This is a genomic window from Streptomyces sp. NBC_00513, assembly GCF_041431415.1.
Lineage (GTDB): Bacteria > Actinomycetota > Actinomycetes > Streptomycetales > Streptomycetaceae > Streptomyces.
In genome coordinates this window covers 4,106,253-4,123,900 of the sequence record NZ_CP107845.1, presented here as the reverse complement: position 1 = coordinate 4,123,900, position 17,648 = coordinate 4,106,253, and the positions used below count along the sequence as shown (strand labels likewise).

Sequence of the window (17,648 nt, the reverse complement as noted above, 5' to 3'; positions counted from 1 at the left end):
TGCCCACCCGCCACGGACACCCCACCCGTCACAGGGTGTGCCCCGGCGCATCCGGTCCGTATCTGTCGTCGTGAATGCGCCAGAGGGCACTTCATGAACGGTTTCCGGTCCAGGCCAATGGGGCATCCAGACCTTGGCGTGGGGCTAAGGAGGTTCCGGGGGTGGCGTTGGTGATGGCACACGAAGTGCCCACGTCGTGGTGCGTGGACGTACGCCATGGTCCTGCGGGCGTGGGCGAGGCAAGGCGCCGCATGCGCGAACAACTGCGGATCGGCGGACTGTCGGAATCGATCGTGGACGATGCCGTCCTCATCCTTTCCGAACTCCTCAGCAACGCCTGCCGCCACGGCCGGCCGCTGGGATCCCGTGAGGTCGGGGACGGGGAGATACGCGCCGCGTGGCGCGTCGACACGGCGGGACGGCTGACGGTCGAGGTCACGGACGGCGGCGGACCCACCCGCCCGATCCCCTCGACCCCGTCGGTCACCGCGCGGGGAGGCCGGGGGCTGAACATCATCAGCGCGCTGGCCCAGGACTGGGGCGTCCGGGACGGGGCGGCGGGCGAGGTCACCGTATGGGTGGTCGTTGCCTGTGGGACCCGGCACGAGGATTTCGCTACGCGCGTCACAGCCTCGGCGATCGGCTTCGGAACGTCCTTCGACGACCTGAGCCACTGAGCCCAGGGGCCTGAACCACGGATCCCGGGCCCCGGGGGCTGAACCACAGGTCCTGAGCCGGTCCCGGGTCCGGAGTCACCGAACGCGGCCGCGGGCACCCCACGCCCCGCGCGTCCGCGGGACGACGCCCGGCGCCGGGGACCGGGTGACGGAGGCGCCGAGGGCGGCCGTCGGGAGCGCACGCCGGCCCTGCTCCCGGCCGCACCCCACAGGTTCCGGCGGTGTGAACGGCTAGGCTCGCGCCCAGAAAACCGCCGTACCGCCGCAACCGGGAGACACCCACGATGGCAAAGAAGCGCCCCGCCGCGAAGAACGCGAAGTCGCAGCGCACGCCGCAGCTCAACAACGGGGAGATCCCCGTGGTGGGTGCCCGCGAGCCTTGTCCCTGCGGATCCGGGCGCCGCTACAAGGCCTGTCACGGCGCCGCCGCCGCGCACGCCGTGACCGAGCACGTGCGGCGCCCCTTCGAGGGCCTGCCCGGCGAGTGCGACTGGGTCGCGCTGCGCGAGCTGGTACCCGCCGCGACCATCCCGCTGACCCTCAAGGGCGGCCTGCCCGAGGGCGTTCCCTCGGTCACGCTGGTGACCGTGCTGCCGATGGCCTGGCCGGCGCTGCGTCGCGAGGACGGCTCCGTCCTCCTCGGCCTGCAGAACGACTCGACCACCGGTGACCTCGCCCGGGACATGGCCGACACCCTGGAGCGCGCGCTGGTGGCGGAGCCGGGTACTCCGGTGCCCGCCCGTCGGGTTCCGGCCGAGGGTCCGCGACTTCAGGATCTCCTGGACACGGACAGCGTTTTCCAGCCGGTCGTCCACAGCGGCTTCGAATTCTGGATTCCGGATGCGGAGAACGCCCAGAACGCCTCTCCGGAGATCGCCGCCTCGCTGGAACGCGCCAACGCCGCCGCCATTCCCACCGTCAAGCTGGCCGGCGTGGACGCGGCCTACTGGTGCGAGACGCCGGACAAGAACCACCTGCGCTGGGTCATGCCGCAGCCCGAGGAGAAGCTGCTCGACGCGCTGGCTCGGCTGCACGCCGCCGGCACCTCCTCCCTCGGTGAAGGCACCAAGCTCGTCGGTTCCTTCCGTGCCCACGGCCTGATGGTTCCCGTCTGGGACCTGCCCACCGGCGTCTCGGCCGACGACGTCGAGAAGCCCGCCGCGGAACTCGCGGAACGCCTGGCCGCGGCCCTGGCCACGGACGCTCCCCTGACCACGGAAGAGCGTCGGTCCCGCGCCGGCCTCACGAACCGCCAGGTCACGCTCAGCTGACCACCGCGTGTCCGCAGGACCGGTGACTGGAGTCACAACTCCCGCTAATCGCCTGCAAATCCGTGTCCGAATATCAGAGATCGAATTTGCGAACAGGCGATCTCTTGTTACCGTTCTTGTAGCCCGGTCGCTGGTGCATCCCCCGTCGCCAGCGACCGGGCCCTTCCATTTCAGGCGATGCTCAACCGTCGCCCGGTACCGGTGAGTTGCTCCCGGACCTCAGCAGCAACGCCCCTTCATCATCCGGAACTGCAAACTCCGCCACGGCCGAGTAGCCATCCGGGCCTCCCGCCGAGTCGTCACGCGGTGTTTCACACAGCCCCGGCTCGTCACCCGGTCCGACGGCGCAGCGGATCTGCACGGTGCGACCCGCCGGCCCCATCAGCGTCAGGACGGCGTCCAGCGCGCGGCCACTGGTGTTGCGGTAGTAACTGCGGCCCCACGTACTGCCTTCGCCGACCAGGACACAGGTCTGGGCCTCCACGCCGTGCGGCGAGGAGACCTCGGGACCGCACCGGGCATCCGTACGCGGCTGCACGGGTGGTCCGGGTTGTGCGGGACGGGCTGTGGGCGACGGTTCGCCCTTGATGCGGGACGAGTCCGAAAGGCCGAGCGTGGAGAGCAACCCGCCGCCCTTTCCATCATCCTGACCGGCGAAATCCGGCCCGGCGATCGCCCCCGCGAGGGGAAGCGACAAGATGATCAGCACACCGGCACCGATACCGATCAGGCGGAGATTCATTCGCCGAAGATAGCGATGCGGGAAAGGGGCGCGGAGATCCCCGCGCCCAATTCCCTTGGAAACTCGCCCAGCCGGCACCCGTACGAGTGATCTCCCGAGCGGAGATCGGCGTTCGGGACACGGCGCCGGTCAGTACGCCAACCGGCTTCCGCCGCCCGGCGCTCCGCTGCTCGCCTCGACCAGCGCGTCCACGACCGCCTCCACCTCGGGCAGCCAGATGCCGTCGGAACCCGCCTCCGGTTCCCGGTTCCAACAGACCTGTCCACCGCCGGACGCGACGGACGGGGGCAACAACAGGTAGCCGCCCTCGCCGTGGAAGCGCAGCGATGAGGGCACGTGGTCCTTGGCGTACAGGAGTTCACCGAGCCGTTCCAACGAATACGGCGCCACCAGCAGGGACCACCTGGTCGGCGTCGCGACGATCGGACCGAGCCGCATGCCCTGCGCGTCCAGCCGTGCGACGGCACGCGCGGCGGCGGTGGCCGGCAGGCTCACCGCACACGGAGCGGCCCCGCCGGTGGCCATGAGCAACGGAGCGGCCGGCCGCCTGGCCCACCACCAGGCCACCATCCGGGGGTCGGTGGTGGCGGCGAGCAACCCGGGATCGAAGGGGTGGGCACCGGGCACCACACAGTCGGGATCGGGGCAGGCACAACGCACGCCGTCGGCGCCGGCCCGGCCCACGCCGGGCAGCACGGGCCACTGCCATTCGGCGGCGCAGACGAGAGCCGCGTCGAGGAGGGACGGAGTACCGCCGTCCGGGATCCGGTCGGAGGAGGAGGTCGGTCGCAGGGTTTTCAAGCGATCGCGGAGCCGCTGGAGACGCCTTCCGAGGATCTCGCGCATGAGCGCTCGTTCCTTTCCGTTGAACGCCGAGGGCCACATCACACCAGGTAAGCGGTGTCTCACCACACGTACACGTTGCGCGTCACTGTCCGCCAGAAGCAGGTTCACACGGTTCGTGCAGTTTTCTTACGGGTCCATCAAACGTCCGGCGGGGGCGGAACGCGACCCGCACCGGGTCGAGGCCGGCTGCCGCCGCTAAGGACGACGGGCTGCGCCGGGCGGTTCCCGGCGGGCGCCGGAAGGCGTCAACTCGCCCCGGCCACCACCGATTACGTACCCGAGCCCGCAGTGACGCCCGCCCAGTCGATCGCAAAAACCGTCCGCTTCCCGCTTTTTCCGGCCAAGTTTTAGCCTTGGCCGCACAGTGAGTTGCAGTCTCACGGACACCAGGATTCCCACCTGGGCAATGCTGGACATCGCTCCTCGTGTGCGTGTAGATGTGGATCCATTGATGGCGGCGCAGCACGATCTGGGGGTTTGCGATGCTATATGGCGAATCGCACCAGGTGGAAAGGCGGACGCCATGAGCGCCCCGCATCTGCCGAAAGTGGCTGGAATCGATCCAGCAGTTACAGCGTCACCGCACACTGCGGCGCCCACCGCGCCCACGCCCGCACGCAGCACCCCCGCCCAGGCCCCTCCGCCTGCCGCGAGCAGCGTCATCCAGGACCGCCTGGCGGGCATGGTCTCCGACCTGACCACCCTCCACGAACTCACCGAACGCCTCGCCCGGTCCGTCGACCTCGACTCCTCCCTGCGGGAATTCCTGCGTGCCGGGGCCGCGCTGGTCGGCGCCCGACGCGGCCTGGTCGTCCTGGAACCCTCCGACGGGCTCGGCCCCACCACCACGATCGGCCTCGGTCTCGGTCACGCCGACCTCGGCCACATCGAGACGGTGCCGCGCAGCGCCACCTCGTACGGCCGCATCCTGGACGGCCTCCCGGACGCGCACGGCGGCTCCGAGGTGCTCCCCGAACCCGGCGAGGCCCCCGGCACCGGCGGTTTCGGCGTCCCGGTCGACCCGCGCCACCGCGAGGTCGCCGCCCGACTCGGCTACGCGGCCAGCTACGCGCTGCCGCTGACCGCCGAGGCCACCGGCCGACTCGGCGCGGCCGTCTGGCTCTACGACGAGCAGGCCGAGCCGAGCGAGCGCCGGCGCGACCTCGCGGGCCTGTACGTCCGGCACGCCGCCGAGCACCTGGCCCGCATGGTCGAGGTGGAGCGGTCCCGCTCCCGCCTGGCCATCGTCGCCGAGGAACTGCTGCCCAGCCGGCTGCCCCGGATCCCCGGCGTGCAGCTCGCGGCCCGACACCACACCGGCCCGCGCGGCGGCGGCGACTGGTACGACGCACTGCCGCTGCCCGAGGGGGCCATGGGCCTGGCCGTGGGCTCCGTGACCGGCGCCGGTCCGAGCGCCATCGCCGCGATGGGTCGCCTGCGGGCCTCCCTGCGCGCGTACGCCGTCATGGAGGGGGAGGACCCCGTCGCGGTCCTCTCCGACCTGGAGCTGTTGCTGCGGCTGACGGAGCCCGCGCGCTCGGCCACCGCGCTCTTCGCCTACTGCGAGCCGGCCGCCCGGAAGATCATCCTGGCCGGCGCGGGGCACACCCCGCCCCTGCTCATCGGCGAGCGGCGAACCGAGTACGTGGAGACCTCGCTCTCCGCGCCGCTCGGGATGCTGGCCTGCTGGGAGGCGCCGAGCGTGGAGATCGAACCGGCTCCCGGAGAAACGGTGCTGCTCTACACCGACGGACTGCTGCGGCGCACCGGCGACCCCATGGACCGCGCGTACGCCCGGCTGCACGCGGCGGCCGCGGGAGTTCCCCGTGCCGCTCGCGACGATCCGGCGGCGATCTGCGACCACATCCTCCGCACCGTCCTGCCGGAAGGGGAGGCCACACCGGTATCGGGGGAGGACGCCACCGAGGACATCGTTCTGCTCGCCGCCCGGTTCGACTGATTTGTCACATAGTTCGCCGGGCATCTTCCGCTCACACATACGATGGACGAGGTCCGTACCCGGTCCTTGCATGTCGTAGCTGAGGAGATGACGTGGCTGACGAGCTCACCCCGGAGACCCCGGAAGAAGAGCAGCCCAAGAAGAAGCACAAGCAGCGCAAGAACGGGCTGTACCCGGGCGTCAGCGAGGAACTCGCGGAAAGCATGCGCACCGGCTGGGCCGACACGGAGCTGCGTGGACTGGAGCCGATCGCCCAGGCCACGCACACCGCCGACCGTCGCGCCGCGCTGTCCGCGCGCTTCCCCGGCGAGCGTCTGGTCGTCCCCGCCGGCCGGCTCAAGACCCGGTCGAACGACACCGAGTACCCCTTCCGTGCCTCGACCGAGTACGCGTACCTCACCGGTGACCAGACCGAGAACGGCGTTCTCGTCCTGGAGCCCACGGGCGAGACCGGCCACACCGCGACCGTCTACCTCCTGCCCCGCTCCAACCGCGAGAACGGCGAGTTCTGGCTGTCCGGCCAGGGCGAGCTGTGGGTCGGCCGCCGCCACTCCCTCGCCGAGGCCGAGCAGCTGCTGGGCATCCCCGCCAAGGACGTCCGCGAACTCGCCGAGGCCCTCGCCGAGGCGGAGGGCCCGGTCCGCAACGTCCGCGGCCACGACTCCGTCATCGAGACCGCCCTGACCGACAAGGTCACCAAGGAGCGCGACGAGCAGCTGCGCGTCTACCTCTCCGAGGCCCGCGCGGTGAAGGACGACTTCGAGATCGGCGAGCTGCAGAAGGCCGTCGACTCCACCGTCCGCGGCTTCGAGGACGTCGTGAAGGTGCTCGACAAGGCCGAGGCCACGTCCGAGCGCTACATCGAGGGCACCTTCTTCCTCCGTGCCCGCGTCGAGGGCAACGACGTCGGCTACGGCTCCATCTGCGCCGCCGGCCCGCACGCCTGCACCCTGCACTGGGTCCGCAACGACGGCGACGTCCGCTCCGGCGACCTGCTGCTGCTCGACGCCGGCGTGGAGACGCACTCCCTCTACACCGCCGACGTGACGCGCACCCTGCCGATCAACGGCACGTACACCGACATCCAGCGCAAGATCTACGACGCGGTCTACGAGTCCCAGGAAGCCGGCATCGCCGCCGTCAAGCCGGGCGCGAAGTTCCGCGACTTCCACGACGCCTCGCAGCACGTGCTCGCCGAGAAGCTCGTCGAGTGGGGCCTGCTGGAAGGCCCCGTCGAGCGCGTCCTGGAGCTGGGGCTCCAGCGCCGCTGGACCCTGCACGGCACCGGCCACATGCTCGGCATGGACGTCCACGACTGCGCGGCCGCGCGCACCGAGGCGTACGTGGACGGCACGCTGGAGCCCGGCATGTGCCTCACGGTCGAGCCCGGTCTGTACTTCCAGGCCGACGACCTGACCGTGCCCGAGGAGTACCGCGGCATCGGCGTCCGGATCGAGGACGACATCATCGTCACCGAGGACGGCAACCGGAACCTCTCCGCCGGGCTGCCCCGCACCTCGGTCGAGGTCGAGGCCTGGATGGCGCGCCTCAAGGGCTGACATCGCCTGACGTCGGTGGGCGGGACCCTCACGGGTCCCGCCCACCGGTGTGTCCGGGGGACGGATGCCCGGCCGTACCGTCCGGCTCCCGCGCCTACGACGCCGTCAACAGGGCGCCGTCACGCCACTTGAGGATCTTGTCGAAGCTGACCACCGCGCCCCGTCCCGGCCCGTTGCCGAAGCGGACGTGGTCGGCGAGTTCCGTGATGAGCCACAGGCCGCGGCCGTGCTCCTTCTCCGAGGCCTCGACCCGCGGGGATCCCTGACCCTCGACCGTCTTCGGCGGGAAACCCGGGCCCGAGTCCGTCACCTCGATGCGGCAACGGTCCCCGTCCAGGTAGGCCGTGACCCGGTACGCCGCCCACTCCTCCGGGACCGGTCCGCCGCCGGAGCAGGCGGCCGACGCCGGGCCACCGTGCTCGACCGCGTTCGCACACGCCTCGCTCAGCGCCACCGACAGGTCGAAGGAAATGTCAGGATCCACCCCCGCGGTCTCCATCGTCCCCAGCAGCAACCGCCTGGCGAGCGGCACGCTCGCGGCTTCGCGCCTCAAGTGGAGAGACCACCAGATGCTCATACGGTTACCTATTGCCGCCCGAGGTCGGCCGTAAGCCCCCGAGAGCGGACAGAGCGCTCATTCGGCCGATGTGGCACTCCCGAGCGGCGGTGTACGGCTGGCGACACCCACCACCGCCACGCGCCCTCCGAGACCCGCACACCGCTCCCTCGGGGGGACGCATGGGACCTTCCGGACCTGCCGTATGAGCCGTCGGGGGGCAGTGCGATGATGACCCGGCCATGACTGCCCCCCACACGACGCAGGCCGGAGCAGGCCTCCGGACGATCCGGGCCGCGGTGTTCGCCGCGGTCTGCGTCGTGCTGTCCGCGGTCGGGCACGCCCTGGCGTCCTGCGCCACCGTTCCCTGGTGGGCACTCGGCATCGGCTTCCTCGCGGTCCTCGTGGTCGCGGCGCCGCTCGCCGGCCGCCGGCGCTCGCTGCCCGGCATCGCCGCCGCGCTCACCGTCGGCCAGTTGGGACTCCACGCGGTCTTCGGCCTCGGCCAGCACAGCGCCGCCTCGGCAGCGGAGCCCACCCCGTCCGACTCCTCGCTCGCGGCACTCGCCGCCCGGCTGGTCTGCGGCGGCAACTCCGTTCCGATCAACCCGGCCGACGCCCGGCAGATCCTGGTGAGCGCCGGACTGGACCCGGCCGCGATGGCCGAGCAGGCCGCCGCGCAGGGTCACATGGCCCACGCGCACGCGGCCCAGGCCGCCGCCGTACCGGCGACCGGACTGTTCAGCCCCGCCATGCTGCTCGGCCACCTGCTGGCCGCGCTCGCCGCCGGCTGGCTCCTCGGGCGCGGCGACGCCGCGCTGTTCCGGCTCGTCGAGCTGTCGCGGCTCTCCGCCGAAGCCGACCCCGTACGTCCGCTGCGCGCCGCGCTGGCCCTCGTACGCGTCCTCGGCCACGGGCTCCTCGGGACGTCCTCCCGTACTCCCCGGGCCCGTCGGACCGCGGTCGCGCCGGTCGCGGCGAACGGGCGGGAGGCCCTCCAGCACACGGTGATCAGGCGCGGCCCGCCCGGCGGCCTCGCCCTCGCAGCCTGACGCGGCATCCCCACCTCCCCGGAACACACGGCGGGAGCACCGGTGCCGCGAACTCCGCGCGCGCCCGTGCGCGGAGCCACCGTCACACCGTTTCCCGTGGAGTGTTTCTGCCATGAAGGCCTCTCGTGTCTCCTTCGCCGCCGCCCTCGCCGCCGGTAGCGTCCTCGTCCTGTCCGGCACCGCCTTCGCCCACGTCGGCGTACAGCCCGGCGAGGCCACCAAGGGTGGCTACGCCGTCATCAACTTCAAGGTCCCCAACGAGCGTGACAACGCGTCGACGACCCAGCTGGAGGTCAACTTCCCGATCGACCAGCCGTTGACCTCCGTCATGCCGCAGGACGTCCCCGGCTGGACCGTGAAGGTCGAGAAGTCCAAGCTCGACAAGCCGCTCACCGTGCACGGCAAGCAGATCAACGAGGCCGTCACCAAGGTGACCTGGAGCGGCGGCAAGATCGAGGCCGGCAAGTTCCAGCAGTTCCCGGTGTCCGTCGGCAAGCTGCCGGAGAACGCGGACCAGATGGTCCTCAAGGCGATCCAGACGTACGACAACAACGAGGTCGTCCGCTGGATCGAGGAGGCCAAGGAAGGCGCGGCGGAACCGCAGAACCCGGCGCCCGTCCTGAAGCTGGTCGCCGCCAAGGCCGGTGACGACCACCACGCCGCGGGGGACGCCAAGGCCGGCGAGGCCAAGAGCGACGACAAGGCCCACGACGAGGCCGCCAAGAGCGGCTCGGACACGACCGCGCGCGCCCTCGGCATCGCGGGCATCGTGATCGGGCTCGGCGGCGTCGCCTTCGGAATCGCCTCGCGTCGTCGCGCCTCCTGACCCGACGGGCCCCCAGGCCCTGTCATTCAGACCATCCGCACCATCCCCGATCCCAGGGACACCTCTTTCATGCGCACCACACGTGTGACGGTCGCCGCGCTCCTCGCGGCGGCCACCCTCACCCTCACCGCCTGCGGCGGTGAAACCGCCAAGACCGGCGACTCGGTCAAGCAGATCAGCGGCCAGGCCAAGGCCGGGGCCGCGACGGTCCTCGACCGCCCCTTCGACAAGCCGGACCTGGTCCTCACGGACACCACCGGCAAGCCGTGGAACCTGCGAGAGCAGACCAAGGGCCGCCCGACGCTCATCTACTTCGGCTACACCCACTGCCCCGACGTGTGCCCGCTGACGATGAGCAACATCGCCGTCGCCCGCAAGGCGCTCACCAAGGCGGAACAGGACAAGCTCCAGGTCATCTTCGTCACCACCGACCCCGAACGGGACACCCCCGACTCCCTCGGCGCGTGGCTCAAGGCACTGGACCCGTCCTTCATCGGACTGACCGGGGACTTCGCCACCATCCAGGCCGGCGCACGAAGCCTCGGCATCGGTATCGAGGCCCCCAAGAAGGGGGCCGACGGCACGGTCGTCTCCATGCACGGCGCCCAGGTCATCGCGTTCTCGCCCAAGACCGACGAGGGCTACGTCCTCTACGGCGAGGGCACCACCGTCGATGACTACGCCAAGGACCTGCCGAAGCTCGCCAAGGGAGACACCCCGTGAACGCCCGCACCACCCGTACCCTCGCCGCCGCGCTCTCCCTGACGGCAGCGCTCGCCATATCGGGCTGTTCCTCGGACTCCGACACCAAGGCCGACGGTGGCAAGCCGGCGATGACCGTCAGCGGGGCCTTCATGCCCGAGCCGGTCAACGACGCGATGGCCGGCGCGTTCATGGTCATCAAGAACGACTCGAAGACCGCGGACAAGCTCACCGGAGTCACCAGCCCGCTCTCGGACGATCTCCAGATCCACGAGACCAAGAACCAGAAGATGCAGCAGGTCGCGTCCATGGACGTGCCCGCGAACGGCGAACTGAACCTGGAGCGCGGCGGCAACCACGTCATGTTCATGGGTCTCAAGAACAAGCCGAAGGTCGGCGACAAGGTCACCGTCGAGCTGCGCTTCGAGAAGGCCGACCCCGTCAAGGTCGAGCTGGACGTGAAGGAACGCACGTACAACGCGCTGAACTCCAACGCCCACTGACGGACCGAGGAACCGACACGCCATGACGGCCACCGCCCCCGCCCCCGCCCCGGTCCGCGCACACATCCCGGCTCTCCTGCCGCGATGCGCGCTGGTCCTCGCAGCCCTGCTGGCAACCCTGTTCGCCGCGGCCTCTCCGGCCACGGCGCACGCCGCACTCACCGCGAGCGACCCCAAGGACGGGGCGGTGGTCGCCACGGCGCCCGCCCAGGTCACCCTCTCCTTCTCGGAGCAGGTCGCCATGGGCGACGACTCCATCCGCGTGATGGACCCGCAGGGCAAGCGCGTGGACACCGGTGAACTGCGCGACATGTGCAGTGGATCCACCATCCGCTACGGCACCGCCCTGCACTCCGGCCTGCCCAACGGCACGTACACCGTGGCCTGGCAGGCCGTCTCGGCGGACAGCCACCCCATCTCGGGTGCCTTCACCTTCTCCATCGGCGCCCCGTCGGCCACCCAGGTCGCCCTTCCCGCCCAGCAGGCCGGCGGCGGCCCCGTGGGGGTCGCCTACGGGCTGGCCCGGTACGCCGCCTACGCGGGCTTCATCGTGCTCGTCGGTTGCGCCGCGTTCATCCTGCTGTGCTGGCGGCGGGGGTCGGTCGAACGTCCCCTGCAGAAGCTCGTGCTGCGCGGCTGGGTCACGTTGACCGCCGCCACGCTGGCGATGCTCGCGCTGCGCAACCCGTACACCGGCTCGGGCAGGTTCGCCGACGTCTTCGACCTCGACGGCCTCAAGGCCGTGCTGGAGACCAAGACCGGCGCCTCCCTCGTTTCCAGGCTGCTTCTCCTCGGCGCGGCCGCGCTCTTCATCGCCGTGCTGTTCGGTGCCTACGCGCGCCGGCAACAGGCAGCCGGGACGGCGAACACCCCGGCCCCGTCCGGGGAAGAGGCCGAGGCGGAAGACACCGGGGCACAGGACCGCAAGGACACCGCCGATCTCGCCTTCGGACTCGGCATCGGCGGTTCCGTCCTGGCCGCCGGTATCGCCGCGACCTGGGCGCTGGCCGAGCACGCCTCCACGGGCATCCAGCCGGGCATCGCGATGCCGGCGGACATCCTGCACCTCCTCGCCGTCGCCACCTGGCTCGGTGGACTCACCGCCCTGCTGGTCGCCCTCCACAAGGTCCCCGACATCGAGCGGGAGGCCGTCCGACGCTTCTCCAAGGTCGCCTTCATCAGCGTCCTGGTGGTCACGATCACCGGCGTCTACCAGTCCTGGCGCCAGCTCGGAAGCTGGTCCGCCCTGACCGACACAAGCTACGGACGGCTACTGCTGATCAAGGTCGGCCTCGTGACCGTCCTCGTCGGCATCGCCTACGTCTCGCGGGGCTGGACCGCCCGGCTCGCCGAAAGTCGAGTGTCGAACAGGGCGGCCGGGGAAAAGGTCGCTGTTTCACGTGAAACATCGGCCGATGTTTCACGTGAAACAGCGCGAGAGACGGTCCCCGCTGCATCGCGTGAAACCGTTCCCTCCGACCCCAAGCGCGCCGCCCAGCTCGCCCGGCAGCGCGCCGCCCGCGAGAACGCGCGCGAGAAGCAGGTCCGGGACTCCGACCCGGGCCGCGCCGGATTGCGCCGCACCGTTCTCGCCGAGGCGTGTGTGGCCGTGGCCCTGCTGGCCGTCACCACCGTCCTGACGAACACCGAACCGGGCCGCGCCGTGCAGCAGGAGACCGGCCGCAACGGCGCGTCGACCGCCGTCCCCAATCGGGCCGTGAAGATCACCCTGCCCTTCGACACCGGCGGCCAGAACGGCAAGGGCACCGTGCGGCTGGAGCTGGACCCCGGCCGGGTGGGTGCCAACACCCTCCACCTCTGGGCCGAGAGCCCGGACGGGCAGCCCCTTGACCTCCCCGAGATCAAGGTCGCCTTCACCCTCCCGGCCAAGGACATCGGCCCGCTGCCGCTCGCCCCGGACCGGGCCGCTCCCGGACACTGGTCGTCGTCCGGAGTCCAGCTGCCCCTCGCGGGCGAGTGGCGCATCGACGTGACCGTCCGTACCTCCGACATCGACCAGACGACCGTCCAGAAGAACGTGAAGATCGGCTGACCAGCGTGACCGAGAGCAGCGACAACCACCCCGACATCGAGATCTCCCGGCGCCGACTGCTGGGCACGGTCGGCGCCGCGGGCGCCGCCGGGCTCGCGCTCGGCGGCGTCGGTGGCGCCCTCACGCACTCGGCACTGTCCGACTCCCCTGCCGGCGGCGCTCCCGGCGCCGCCGGGGCCCTCACCTCCCTCGGCGCCACGGAGGTCGCCTTCCAGGGGGACCACCAGGCCGGCATCGTCACGCCGCTCCAGGCCAAAGGCCACGTACTGGCCTTCGACCTGGCCCCCGGCGCCGGGCGCACGGAGGCGGCCGCACTGATGCGCCGCTGGTCCGAAACGGCCCGGCGGCTGATGGCGGGAGAGACCGCGCCGAACGCCGACAGCGGGATCGCCCTCGACGCGGGGCCCTCGTCCCTCACGGTCACCTTCGGCTTCGGCCACTCCTTCTTCGAACGCACCGGCCTGGCCGCCCGCCGCCCCACGGCCCTGGACCCGCTGCCGAACTTCTCCGCGGACCGGCTCGACCCCCAGCGGAGCAATGGCGACCTGTGGGTCCAGATCGGCGCGAACGACGGGCTCGTGGCCTTCCACGCGCTGCGCGCCCTGCACAAGGACGCGGGTGAGGCCGCCCGGGTGCGTTGGCAGATGAACGGCTTCAACCGGTCTCCCGGCGCGACGGTCTCCCCGATGACCGCCCGCAATCTGATGGGCCAGGTCGACGGCACCGGCAACCCGAAGCCCTCGGAGCCCGACTTCGACAAGCGGATCTTCGTGCCCGCCGGCGGACCCGGCCCCGCGGAGCACTCCTGGATGGCCGGGGGCTCGTACGCCGTCGTCCGCCGGATCCGCATGCTCCTCGACGACTGGGACAAGCAGCCCACGGCCAAGCAGGAGCAGGTCATCGGTCGTACGAAGGCCAACGGGGCGCCCCTCACCGGCGGCGGCGAGACCACCGAGATGGACCTGAACAAGTTCGGCGGTGACGGCAAGCCGGTGATCCCGTCCAATGCCCACGCACGGATCTCGGCTCCCGAGCAGAACGGGGGCGCGGCCATGCTGCGTCGTCCGTTCTCCTTCCACGACGGGATCGCCGCCGACGGCACCCCCGACGCCGGGCTCCTCTTCATCTGCTGGCAGGCCGATCCGCTGCGCGGTTTCGTACCCGTCCAGCGCAAGCTCGACCGCGGTGACGCCCTGTCCGAGTTCATCCGGCACGAGTCCAGTGGGCTGTACGCGGTCCCGCCCGGGCCACGTGCCGGAGAGTACGTCGGACAGCGGCTGCTCGAAGGGTGAACAGCCCGTCGGCGTCATGGCCTCCGGCATTAGGCTGATCACATGTCGGCCACTCGTTTCACCTATCTCGGTCCCGAGGGCACTTTCACCGAAGCAGCCCTTCGCACCCTGCCGGAAGCCGCCACCCGGGAGCTCGTCCCGATGGTGTCCGTGCCGGCCGCTCTCGACGCCGTCCGCAACGGTGAAGCCGCCGCCGCGCTGGTTCCGATCGAGAACTCGGTGGAGGGCGGGGTCACCGCCACCCTTGACGAGCTGGCGTCGGGCGAGCCGCTGATGATCTACCGCGAGGTGCTGCTGCCCATCGCGTTCGCGCTCCTCGTACGGCCCGGTACCAAGCTGTCGGACGTCAAGACGGTCACCGGGCACCCGGTGGCCCAGCCGCAGGTCCGCAATTGGCTGCGGGCGAACCTGCCCGACGCGGTGTGGGAGTCGGCCGCGTCCAACGCCGACGGCGCACGGCTGGTGCAGGAGGGTCGGTTCGACGCCGCCTTCGCGGGCGAGTTCGCCGCCGCCACGTACGGGCTGAAGGCTCTGGTCACCGAGATCCACGACGCGGAGAACGCCGAGACCCGGTTCGTGCTCGTCGGTCGGCCCGCGCGGCCGGCCGCGCCGACCGGAGCCGACAAGACCTCCGTGGTGCTGTGGCTCGGCGACGACCACCCCGGTGCGCTGTTGGAACTGCTCCAGGAGTTCGCCGTGCGCGGCGTCAACCTGATGTTGATCCAATCCCGGCCGACGGGTGCGGGCATCGGCAACTACTGCTTCGCCGTCGACGCCGAGGGCCACATCTCCGACCGTCGGGTGAGCGAGGCGCTGATGGGGCTGAAGCGGACGTGTCCGCAGGTTCGGTTCCTCGGTTCGTATCCGCGGGCGGGTGTCGCTCTGGGTGACGTACGCGCCTCGCGCCCCGGTACCTCCGACGGTGACTTCACGGCGGCCTCCGACTGGCTGACGCGCTGCCTCGACGGCCGGGCGTAGGGCTTCGTCCACTGTCCACAGAGTTATCCACAGGACGAGATGGTGACCTGGGGACAAGTCGACAGAGCAGCATGACAAGGTCGACAAATCGGTCGGGTGGCCTGGGTTTCGTGCTGGAGAGCGGAAGGTGAACGGCGTCACCCGCGCATCGCAGATCAACTCGTTGGGGCGAGTCATTCCCACCCGAATGAGTGTGTGAGGGTGGTTTGAACCCTGATTCGCCCCGCTCGACTGACGGTCGCCAATGAACTGTTCGCGTTTCCACAGATGCGGCGCACAGCCTGTGGATAAGACGGTTCCGGCAGGAATTCCTGTGGACAAAGAAGTCCCCGCAGGACGTTCCAGAAGGCGCCCACGGACCGACGTTTGCCCCTTTTCAGGGAATCGGCCGCTTTTATCAACCTCCCGAGAACGATCGCATCAGGCCGGCGACCCACAGTTCTGCATTCGCGGCAATTGGGACATAGCGACACGCAGCGTGATATCGGTGTGATGCAGGGAACCCCAGCCCGGTAGCCTGGAGGGGTGATTGACCTTCGGCTGCTCCGTGAAGACCCTGACCGTGTCCGCGCCTCGCAGCGCGCTCGTGGAGAGGACGTCGGCCTCGTCGACGCACTGCTCTCCGCCGACGAGCGCCGCAGGTCCTCCGGCATGCGCTTCGACGAATTGCGCAACGAACAGAGGTCGCTCGGCAAGCTCATTCCCAAGGCCTCTCCGGAGGAGCGGGCGGAGCTCCTCAGCAAGGCCGAACACCTCAAGCAGGACGTCAAGGCGGCCGAGGCCGAGCAGAACGAGGCGGACGAGGCTGCCAAGCGCCTCCTCCTCCAGCTCGGGAACATCGTCCACACCGACGTCCCCGTCGGTGGCGAGGAGGACTTCATCGTCCTCGAGACGCACGGCGTGATCCGCGACTTCGCCGCCGAGGGCTTCGAGGCCAAGGACCACCTGGAGCTCGGCGAGTCGCTGGGTGCCATCGACGTCGAACGTGGCGCCAAGGTGTCGGGTTCGCGCTTCTACTACCTCACCGGCGTCGGCGCCCTCCTGGAGCTGGCCCTGGTCAACGCGTCGATCGCGCAGGCCACCGAGGCCGGCTTCATCCCGATGCTGACCCCCGCGCTGGTGCGTCCGCGCGCCATGGAGGGCACGGGATTCCTCGGCCAGGCCGCGGAGAACGTGTACCACCTGGAGAAGGACGACTACTACCTCGTCGGCACCTCCGAAGTACCGCTCGCCGCGTACCACATGGACGAGATCATCGAGGCCGACAAGCTGCCCCTGCGGTACGCCGGCTTCTCGCCGTGCTTCCGCCGCGAGGCCGGCACGTACGGCAAGGACACCCGCGGCATCTTCCGCGTACACCAGTTCGACAAGGTCGAGATGTTCTCGTACGTCGCGCCGGAGGAGGCCGAGGCCGAGCACCAGCGGCTCCTGGAGTGGGAGAAGCAGTGGCTGACCAGCCTGGAGCTGCCCTTCCAGGTGATCGACGTCGCCACCGGCGACCTGGGCTCCTCCGCCTCGCGCAAGTTCGACTGCGAGGCCTGGATCCCGACCCAGGGCAAGTACCGCGAGCTGACCTCCGCCTCGAACTGTGACGGCTTCCAGGCGCGTCGCCTGTCGATCCGCTACCGCGACGGCAAGAAGACCCAGCCGCTCTCCACGCTGAACGGCACCCTGTGCGCCGTCCCGCGCACGATCGTCGCCATCCTGGAGAACCACCAGCAGGCCGATGGTTCCGTGCGGGTCCCCCCGGTGCTCCGTCCGTACCTGGGTGGTCGCGAGGTCCTGGAGCCGATCGCCAAGTGAGCCCGGCCCCTTTCCCCTACAAGCTCGTCGCGACGGACCTCGACGGCACGCTGCTGCGTGACGACGACACCGTCTCGGAGCGCACCCGTGAAGCCCTCCTCGCGGCCACCGCCGCGGGCGCGGCCCACATCATCGTCACCGGCCGGGCCGTGCCCTGGACCCGCCACGTGCTCGACGATCTCGGTTACAAGGGGATCGCCGTGTGCGGGCAGGGCGCCCAGCTGTACGACGCGGGGGCGCACCGCCTCCTGACCTCGGTGACGCTGGACCGCCAACTGGCCGGTCTGGCGCTGTCGAAGATGGAAGCCGAGGTCGGTCCGCTGGCGGTCGCCGCCAGCCGGGACGGGGTGGACGGCGAGGTCCTGTTCGGCCCCGGCTACCAGGTCCAGGAAGGGCTGCCGGCCATCTACCTGGAGGACACCGCGGCCATCTGGACCGCGCCGCTGAACAAGCTGTACATCCAGCACCCGGGGCTCGGCGACGACGAGCTCGTCACGGCGGCCCGGGCGATCGTGGGCAGCCTGGTGGACATCGTGATGGCGGGTCCGGGCGTGGTGGAGATCCTGCCCCTGGGTCTGAGCAAGGCGACCGGCCTGTCGCTGGCCGCGCGTCGACTGGGAGTGAAGGCGGCGGAGACGATCGCCTTCGGCGACATGCCCAACGACATCCCGATGTTCGGTTGGTCGGCGCACGGTGTGGCGATGGCCAATGCCCACCCGGAGCTCAAGGCCGTGGCCGACGAGGTGACGACCTCCAACCAGGAGGACGGCATCGCGGTGGTGCTGGAACGTCTGCTGGGCGCGGCCTGACCGCAGGGTCCGAAGAAGC

Annotated in this window: 16 protein-coding genes; 13 read left to right on the top strand and 3 right to left on the bottom strand. The window is 70.6% G+C overall.

Features of this window, described 5'->3' with window-relative positions:
- Positions 1-74: 74 nt before the first annotated feature.
- Both OHA84_RS18990 and OHA84_RS18985 read left to right on the top strand, forming a co-directional pair.
- Positions 75-677 carry an ATP-binding protein gene (locus OHA84_RS18990; protein ID WP_266970617.1) on the top strand — a complete coding sequence of 201 codons (603 nt, stop codon included), beginning with the start codon at positions 75-77 and terminating at the stop codon, positions 675-677.
- 284 nt (positions 678-961) lie between these two features.
- Entirely contained in the window at positions 962-1,948 is a 987-nt protein-coding gene (locus tag OHA84_RS18985; RefSeq protein WP_053684078.1) for a DUF5926 family protein, read from the top strand.
- Positions 1,949-2,129: 181 nt separating this feature from the next.
- On the opposite strand, the gene OHA84_RS18980 is transcribed toward OHA84_RS18985, so the two are convergent.
- Positions 2,130-2,690: a hypothetical protein gene (locus OHA84_RS18980; protein WP_199826688.1), complete on the bottom strand. Its 561-nt coding sequence runs from the start codon at positions 2,688-2,690 to the stop codon at positions 2,130-2,132.
- A gap of 129 nt (positions 2,691-2,819) precedes the next feature.
- Positions 2,820-3,536: a bifunctional DNA primase/polymerase gene (locus OHA84_RS18975; RefSeq protein WP_053684076.1), complete on the bottom strand. Its 717-nt coding sequence runs from the start codon at positions 3,534-3,536 to the stop codon at positions 2,820-2,822.
- A 406-nt stretch (positions 3,537-3,942) separates the two neighbouring features.
- Between OHA84_RS18975 and OHA84_RS18970 the strand changes: the two genes are divergently transcribed.
- Positions 3,943-5,496: a PP2C family protein-serine/threonine phosphatase gene (locus tag OHA84_RS18970; protein ID WP_266948688.1), complete on the top strand. Its 1,554-nt coding sequence runs from the start codon at positions 3,943-3,945 to the stop codon at positions 5,494-5,496.
- A 92-nt stretch (positions 5,497-5,588) separates the two neighbouring features.
- Positions 5,589-7,055: an aminopeptidase P family protein gene (locus OHA84_RS18965; protein WP_053684074.1), complete on the top strand. Its 1,467-nt coding sequence runs from the start codon at positions 5,589-5,591 to the stop codon at positions 7,053-7,055.
- A 94-nt stretch (positions 7,056-7,149) separates the two neighbouring features.
- On the opposite strand, the gene OHA84_RS18960 is transcribed toward OHA84_RS18965, so the two are convergent.
- Positions 7,150-7,632 (bottom strand): ATP-binding protein, encoded by a 483-nt coding sequence (locus OHA84_RS18960; RefSeq protein WP_053684073.1) that lies wholly within the window; start codon positions 7,630-7,632, stop codon positions 7,150-7,152.
- Positions 7,633-7,853: 221 nt separating this feature from the next.
- On the opposite strand from OHA84_RS18960, the gene OHA84_RS18955 reads away from it, so the two are divergent.
- From OHA84_RS18955 to OHA84_RS18915, 9 genes are all read left to right on the top strand, one after another.
- Positions 7,854-8,663 carry a hypothetical protein gene (locus OHA84_RS18955; protein ID WP_266970622.1) on the top strand — a complete coding sequence of 270 codons (810 nt, stop codon included), beginning with the start codon at positions 7,854-7,856 and terminating at the stop codon, positions 8,661-8,663.
- 112 nt (positions 8,664-8,775) lie between these two features.
- Complete coding sequence (locus OHA84_RS18950; protein WP_053684068.1) at positions 8,776-9,489, top strand: YcnI family protein; 714 nt, start codon at positions 8,776-8,778, stop codon at positions 9,487-9,489.
- 69 nt (positions 9,490-9,558) lie between these two features.
- Positions 9,559-10,212, top strand: coding sequence for an SCO family protein (locus OHA84_RS18945; protein WP_266970624.1), 654 nt, complete (start codon positions 9,559-9,561; stop codon positions 10,210-10,212).
- Entirely contained in the window at positions 10,209-10,694 is a 486-nt protein-coding gene (locus OHA84_RS18940) for a copper chaperone PCu(A)C (RefSeq protein WP_266970626.1), read from the top strand. The genes OHA84_RS18945 and OHA84_RS18940 overlap by 4 nt, the downstream gene beginning before the upstream one ends.
- Positions 10,695-10,716: 22 nt before the next feature.
- The gene (locus OHA84_RS18935) at positions 10,717-12,747 is read left to right on the top strand and encodes a copper resistance protein CopC (protein ID WP_266970629.1); all 2,031 of its coding nucleotides are present in this window, start codon (positions 10,717-10,719) and stop codon (positions 12,745-12,747) included.
- On the top strand, positions 12,744-14,039 hold the full coding sequence (gene efeB, locus OHA84_RS18930; protein WP_371591596.1) for an iron uptake transporter deferrochelatase/peroxidase subunit: 1,296 nt from the start codon (positions 12,744-12,746) through the stop codon (positions 14,037-14,039). Before OHA84_RS18935 ends, efeB begins: the two co-directional genes overlap by 4 nt.
- Positions 14,040-14,081: 42 nt before the next feature.
- The gene (gene pheA, locus OHA84_RS18925; protein ID WP_053684059.1) at positions 14,082-15,017 is read left to right on the top strand and encodes a prephenate dehydratase; all 936 of its coding nucleotides are present in this window, start codon (positions 14,082-14,084) and stop codon (positions 15,015-15,017) included.
- Positions 15,018-15,542: 525 nt separating this feature from the next.
- Complete coding sequence (serS, locus tag OHA84_RS18920) at positions 15,543-16,820, top strand: serine--tRNA ligase (RefSeq protein ID WP_266970632.1); 1,278 nt, start codon at positions 15,543-15,545, stop codon at positions 16,818-16,820.
- Complete coding sequence (locus tag OHA84_RS18915; protein WP_053684054.1) at positions 16,817-17,629, top strand: HAD family hydrolase; 813 nt, start codon at positions 16,817-16,819, stop codon at positions 17,627-17,629. Before serS ends, OHA84_RS18915 begins: the two co-directional genes overlap by 4 nt.
- Positions 17,630-17,648 lie beyond the last annotated feature (19 nt).